At 72.5% G+C, this 5,901-nt stretch carries 7 protein-coding genes; 3 read left to right on the forward strand and 4 right to left on the reverse strand.

From position 1 onward, the window contains the following. Positions 1 to 212: 212 nt before the first annotated feature. Genes PINTE_RS18980 through PINTE_RS24030 form a run of 3 tightly spaced genes read right to left on the reverse strand, consistent with a single transcriptional unit; the run spans position 213 to position 2,476 of the window. Positions 213 to 428 carry a Trm112 family protein gene (locus PINTE_RS18980; RefSeq protein WP_068433849.1) on the reverse strand — a complete coding sequence of 72 codons (216 nt, stop codon included), beginning with the start codon at positions 426 to 428 and terminating at the stop codon, positions 213 to 215. Continuing rightward, positions 425 to 1,915 (reverse strand): phosphomannomutase/phosphoglucomutase, encoded by a 1,491-nt coding sequence (locus PINTE_RS18985; protein ID WP_084343811.1) that lies wholly within the window; start codon positions 1,913 to 1,915, stop codon positions 425 to 427. The genes PINTE_RS18980 and PINTE_RS18985 overlap by 4 nt, the downstream gene beginning before the upstream one ends. A 21-nt stretch (positions 1,916 to 1,936) precedes the next feature. Beyond that, positions 1,937 to 2,476, reverse strand: a complete 540-nt coding sequence (locus PINTE_RS24030) for a DUF3499 domain-containing protein (protein WP_217996645.1) — start codon at positions 2,474 to 2,476, stop codon at positions 1,937 to 1,939. A gap of 206 nt (positions 2,477 to 2,682) precedes the next feature. Between PINTE_RS24030 and PINTE_RS18995 the strand changes: the two genes are divergently transcribed. Then, entirely contained in the window at positions 2,683 to 3,126 is a 444-nt protein-coding gene (locus tag PINTE_RS18995) for a metallopeptidase family protein (RefSeq protein WP_068433851.1), read from the forward strand. 232 nt (positions 3,127 to 3,358) lie between these two features. On the opposite strand, the gene PINTE_RS19000 is transcribed toward PINTE_RS18995, so the two are convergent. Beyond that, positions 3,359 to 3,625, reverse strand: a complete 267-nt coding sequence (locus PINTE_RS19000) for a WhiB family transcriptional regulator (RefSeq protein WP_068433853.1) — start codon at positions 3,623 to 3,625, stop codon at positions 3,359 to 3,361. A 264-nt stretch (positions 3,626 to 3,889) separates the two neighbouring features. On the opposite strand from PINTE_RS19000, the gene cofD reads away from it, so the two are divergent. Together cofD and PINTE_RS19010 are read left to right on the forward strand one after the other, a co-directional pair. Further along, positions 3,890 to 4,903 (forward strand): 2-phospho-L-lactate transferase, encoded by a 1,014-nt coding sequence (cofD, locus tag PINTE_RS19005; protein WP_068433855.1) that lies wholly within the window; start codon positions 3,890 to 3,892, stop codon positions 4,901 to 4,903. An 8-nt stretch (positions 4,904 to 4,911) separates the two neighbouring features. Continuing rightward, the coding region (locus PINTE_RS19010) for a coenzyme F420-0:L-glutamate ligase (protein ID WP_068433857.1) at positions 4,912 to 5,901 on the forward strand (990 nt) is incomplete at its 3' end.

Here is a 5,901-nt window from a genome sequence, read left to right on the forward strand (position 1 = left end):
GGGCGGTCGTCGCGGGCGAGCCGGTCGATCCCGGCGTCGCGCGCCAGGGTCATGGCCTCGCGGACCTGCGCCCCGGCCGTCGCCAGCGCGCGCAAGGTGCCGCGGGTGTCGCAGGCGGCGAGCCGGCGCTCGTCGTCGAGGAACGCCTCGTCAATGAAGGGCATGGACCGTCCTCTCGCCACGCGCCGACCCCGCGGACGGGGGCCGCTGGATCAATCCTCGATGATGCGGGCCTCGTCGACGAGCAGCACCGGGATGCCGCCCTCGACGCGGTAGGCCCGGCGCACGCCGTTGGCGTCCGGTTCCAGGGCCTGCAGCTCCGGGGTGCCGTCGGGGCCGGTGCCGTCGACCAGCTCCTGCTTGGTCACCGGGCAGCGCAGGATCTCGCGCAGCCAGGGCTCGATCGTCGAAGGGTTGGTCGCGCTCATCGCTCGTCGTCCTTGTCGTTGTTCTCGTTGCTCGTCGCCGCCGGGTCGCCCGACTCGGCCTGCTGTGCGTCGGGAGAGCTGCGCACGATGGCGAGCACCTCGTCGCGCACCGTCGCCATCGTCTTCTCGTCGACGGCCTCGACGTTGAGTCGCAGCAGCGGCTCGGTGTTGCTCGGCCTCAGATTGAACCACCACATCGGCGCGGATGTGTCGAGGCTCTCGACCGTCAGGCCGTCCATGGTGTCGGAGGTGACGTTGCGCTGCGCGGCCCACGCCTGCACCGCCTGCGTGGCTGCGCTCGTGGAGGCGACCGTGGAGTTGATCTCCCCGGAGGCGGCGTAGATCGAGTACGGCGCGACGACCTGCGACAGCGGCGCGACCTGCTCGCCGAGGGCGGCGAGCACGTGCAGCGCGGCCAGCATGCCGGTGTCGGCGAACCAGAAGTCGCGGAAGTAGTAGTGCGCGGAGTGTTCGCCGCCGAACGTCGCCGACTCCCGGGCCATCTCGGCCTTGATGAAGGAGTGCCCGACGCGGGTGCGGACACCGCGGGCGCCGAGCCGGGCGACGGTCTCGCGCACGATGTGGCTGGAGATGACGTTGTAGACGATCGCGACGTCGGACGCGTCGGCGCCGCCGTCGACCGCCTTGCCGATCTCGCGCTGGGCGACGAGCGCGGTGATCGCCGACGCGCTGACCGGCTCGCCGCGCTCGTCGACGACGAAGCAGCGGTCGGCGTCGCCGTCGAAGGCGAGCCCGATGTCGGCGCCGTGCTCGCGGACCGCGGCCTGCAGGTCGCGCAGGTTCTCCGGCTCCAGCGGGTTGGCCTCGTGGTTGGGGAACGTGCCGTCGAGCTCGAAGTACAGCGGCACGACGTCGAGCGCCTCGACGGAGCCCAGGACGGCGGGCACCGTGTGCCCCGCCATGCCGTTGCCGGCGTCGACGACGACCTTCAGCGGGCGGATGCCGGACAGCTCGACGAGCGTGTGCAGGAAGGCAGCGTAGTCGCCGAGCACGTCGTGCTCGCTGATCGTGCCGGGCTGCGGTGCGGGCGTGGGCTCCTGGCCGTCGACGATCGCCTGGGCGTCGCGAGTGATCTGGGCGAGCCCGGAATCCTGCCCCACCGGGCGGGCCCCGGCGCGGCACATCTTGATGCCGTTGTAGGCAGCCGGGTTGTGGCTCGCGGTGAACATCGCGCCGGGGCAGTCGAGGGCGCCGCTGGCGTAGTAGAGACCGTCGGTCGAGCACAACCCGATGAGGGTCACGTCCAGGCCCTGCTCGGCGGCCCCCTCCGCGAACGCGCGGGACAGCTCCGGCGAGCTGGGACGCATGTCGTGACCGATGACGATCCGCGAGGCACCTTCGGGCACTGCGACATTCGCGGCAAAGGCCGTGCCGATGGCGCGGGCCACACGAGCGTCGAGCTGCTGCGGTACGAGGCCGCGCACGTCGTAGGCCTTGATGAACTCGGACAGGTTGGGCGTGCTCACCGGAGGAACATTACCTGCCGCTTACAGATCGGCGGAGCGCGCTGATGTCTCACGCAACACGCGCAGCCGGGCGCGCCGGTCGGAGCCGCGCGCGTCGTTCCATTCGGCGCGTGAGCCCGGTCGCTCCGCCCGACCGGATGCGGCGGCGCGTCGGCGGGTTCCGTACTCCTCCTGGGGAACTCCCATCCCTTCCGAACCGCCCGAGCGCCCCTCGCGACTCGGACCACCGCCACGCCCCGACGCGGAGCCGCTCGCGCCCCCGGCGGCGGTCATCGGCGCCTGGCGGGCGGTGCGGTCCCGTACGGTCTGCTCACGCAGGGCGTCCGCCACCGCGAGCAGGTCGTCCTCCTGCACGGGGATGTCATCGAACCGGTCCAGCAATCGCACGACCTCCCAGCCGCGCGGCGCCGTCAGGCGCTCCGCGTGCTGACCGCACAGGTCGTACGTGTGCGGTTCGGCGAACGTGGCCAACGGGCCAAGCACTGCCGTCGAGTCCGCGTAGACGTAGGTGAGGGTCGCGACAGCTGGCCGCTGACACGCGGTACGGGAGCAGCGGCGCATGAGAGTCACGAAACCGACACTAGCGCCCGGCCCCCGACACGCCCGGGCGCACCACGCCGGGGAGGGCGCGGTCGTGATCCGGTCGTCATCTGCTGCGCGGCCTTTCGTACCGAGCCGCCCTCGAACCGGGTTGGCGCGCCGGTGCCCGTTGACGCGCCCGGCCGCGCCCGCGGGACCGCCACCAGATGGGCCGATACAGTTCTGGCATGGTCGGCGCGTATCGGGGTGCTCATCGGGTGCGTCGTCGCGACCGGCACGGGCGCGGCGTGCGCGGCCCGTTCGCGTGGCCGCGGGTGCCGGCGATGAGTTCGCGGTCGGACCAGTTCGACGAGCAGGTGCTCGACGCCGTCGAACGCATCGAGCGCCGACTCCGACGGCCTTTGGACGCAGTCGAATTCGCGGTCGAACTCGTGCCGCCGTCGGATCCCGCGCCATGGGAGCACCGACAGGTGCCGCTGAGCCGGCTGTTTCCCGCCGAGGGGCGGCTCCCGGCTCGCATCGTGTTGTATCGCCGTCCGATCGAGACGCGCGTGGAGGACCCGCGCGATCTGCCCGCGATGGTCAACGACATCGTTATCGAGCAGTTGGCCGGCGCCCTCAACGTCGAGCCCACCACCCTCGACCCCGACTACCGCCGCGACGACGACTGACGACGACTGACGACGACTGACGACGGACGCACCGCCGAGAACGGTTGAGGGTTCCGCGGAACCGTCGAGGAGGCGGGGGTGACCGCCTCCGGCATTCGGCCGTTACACAGTCGAAAGTGACACCTTCGGCCGAGTCGCGGTTCGCTCTCGGCCGAGGGTGTCACTTTCGGCATGCGATGTTCGGTTGTCTCCAGTGTGGCTTGGGGTGCCTTCGACGCGGTCGGGCCGCGGGTCAGACGGCGCGGCGCTTGAGCTTGCGACGCTCGCGCTCGCTCATGCCGCCCCAGATACCGAAGCGCTCGTCGTTCGCCAGCGCGTACTCCAGGCACTCGGCCCGCACGTCGCACCCGACGCATACGCGCTTGGCCTCCCGGGTCGAGCCGCCCTTCTCCGGGAAGAACGCCTCGGGATCCGTCTGCGCGCACAGCGCCCTGTCCTGCCAGGACAGCTCGGTCTCCTCGATGTCGGTCACGCTGAAGATCAGCTGCAGGTCGTTCATGGCCCCTCCTCGACCATCGGGCTCCGCCGCGCCTGGGTGGCTCTCGCCGCGTGAGCCCGCGCTGGAAGCAACAACAAGAGAATTACACGCGTGTCATCCAACGACGTCAACCCAAGATCTGTTAAAGGAAACCGAGTACCTGTCCAGGACGTCTGCCTAATCCACCTGCGGCGTCTAGGGAATCAGACGCTGCCGGGTTGGACCAAGCTGTTACCGAATCGACCCGCGTGATCAGGGCCGACGCCGGCTGCGAGACTGCGGGGCATGCGCATCACTGCCCTCGCGGGCGGCGTGGGCGGCGCGCGATTCCTGCGCGGCCTGCGCGCCCACCTCGACGCGGATCCGGCCCTCGCTGAGACCGAGGTCACGGTCATCGGCAACACCGGCGACGACATCACCCTGTTCGGGCTGCGCGTCTGCCCCGACCTCGACACGCTCATGTACACCCTCGGCGGCGGCATCGACGAGTCGCAGGGCTGGGGTCGCGTCGGCGACACCCGCACCGTGCAGGGCGAGCTCGCGGCGTACGGGGCCCACCCGCAGTGGTTCGGACTCGGCGATCTGGACTTCGCCACGCACATCGCGCGCAGCCAGTGGCTCGGCAACGGAATGGAGTTGTCGGCGGTCACCGCGCGCCTGGGGCAGCGCTGGGGGCTGGACCGGCGTCGCGTGCGCCTGCTCCCGATGAGCGACGAGCCCGTCGAGACGTACGTCGTCATCGACGACCCGACGGCAGACCGGAGCACGAAGGGCACGGAGGCCAGGGCCGGCCTGCGGGCGGTGCACTTTCAGGAGTGGTGGGTCGGCATGGGCGCCGCGCCGCCGGCCCGGGCCTTCCACGCCGTGGGGATCGATCTGGCGACCCCCGCGCCGGGGGTGCTCGACGCGATCCGGCACGCCGACGTCGTGTTGCTACCGCCGTCCAATCCGGTGGTCTCGATCGGCATCGTCCTGTCGGTGCCCGGCGTCCGGGATGCCATGCGCGGCACCAGCGCTCCGGTCGTCGGGGTGAGCCCGATCGTCTCCGAGGCCCCGGTGCGCGGACACGCCGACGCCTGCCTGCGTGCGCTCGGGCTGCCGACGACCCCGGCGGCGGTGGCGGGCCTGTACGCCGACTTCCTCGACGGCTGGCTCGTGGCGCCCGGCGAGGAGCACCCCGCGCCCGACGGCGTGACGGTGGCCGCCCGCCCCCTGCTCATGCGCGATCCCGACAGCGCGGCGCGGCTCGCGGGTGACGCCCTGGCGCTGGCCCTGCAGCTGCGCGGGGCGCGGGGGTGACGGCGCCGATGCCCGCCGACGCCAGCTCGCCCACCGACCCCGCCGAGCCCACCGAAGCCAGCGAGCCGACTGAGCCGGCCGAGCCCAGCGAGCCGACTGAGCCGACAAAGCCGGGGGAACTGCGGGTGCTGCCGGTGCTCGGGGTGCCGGAGATCGACGCCGGCCACGACGTCGGCGCGGCGCTCGTGCGGGCCCTGCGCACCGGGCCCGGCCTGCACGACGGCGACGTGCTCGTCGTCTCCGCCAAACTGTTCTCCAAGTCGCTGGACCTGCGGGCGCCGGCGACCCACAAGGCCGCCCACGTGCTCGCCGAATCACGCCGGGTCGTCGCCGAGCGCCGCACGCCGACCGGGTTGACCCGGGTCGTGGAGAGCCTGGCCGGGCCCGTGCTCGTGGCCGCCGGTATCGACGCGTCCAATACCGGCGCGGACGACACCGTGCTGCTCCTCCCCCGGGAGCCCGACCGCATCGCCCGTGAACTTCACACAACAGTGTGTGAACAGCTCGGTGTGTCGCGGGTCGGTGTCGTGCTCTCCGACACGGCGGGGCGCCCGTGGCGGCACGGGCAGACCGACTTCGCGCTCGGCGCCGCCGGACTGGTGGCGCTCGACGACCTGCGCGGCGCCACCGACCGGGACGGTCGGCCGCTCGCCGTCACGGCCGTCGCCGTCGCCGACGAGATCGCCGGCGCCGCTGACCTCGTGCGGCCCAAGGCGGCAGGGGTGGCCGCGGCGGTCGTGCGCGACCTGCCCACGCGGTTCGTGCCGGACCTCGGGGCCGGTGAGGCCGGCGCTACGCCCGTGGCGACCTCCGTGCCCACCGTGCCCGCCGTGCCCACCGACCCAGCCAAACCCGCCGAGCGGGTGCGCACCGGCCGCGGCCTGGTGCGGGCCGGCCCCGACGACTGGTTCGCCCTCGGGCACGTCGAGGCGGTGCGCACGGCGCTCGGCGTGGCGCCCGGCACCCCCGAAGCCCTGGACGTGGGCGTGCCGGCGGTC

Source organism: Piscicoccus intestinalis NBRC 104926 (assembly GCF_001515525.1).
GTDB lineage: Bacteria > Actinomycetota > Actinomycetes > Actinomycetales > Dermatophilaceae > Kineosphaera > Kineosphaera intestinalis.

Coding starts and splice junctions, on each gene's coding strand:
- PINTE_RS24030 (WP_217996645.1), bottom strand. CDS start 2,476: ATGCGCCGCTGCTCCCGTACCGCGTGTCAGCGGCCAGCTGTCGCGACC.
- PINTE_RS19000 (WP_068433853.1), bottom strand. CDS start 3,625: ATGAACGACCTGCAGCTGATCTTCAGCGTGACCGACATCGAGGAGACC.
- cofD (WP_068433855.1), top strand. CDS start 3,890: ATGCGCATCACTGCCCTCGCGGGCGGCGTGGGCGGCGCGCGATTCCTG.
- PINTE_RS18995 (WP_068433851.1), top strand. CDS start 2,683: ATGGTCGGCGCGTATCGGGGTGCTCATCGGGTGCGTCGTCGCGACCGG.
- PINTE_RS18980 (WP_068433849.1), bottom strand. CDS start 428: ATGAGCGCGACCAACCCTTCGACGATCGAGCCCTGGCTGCGCGAGATC.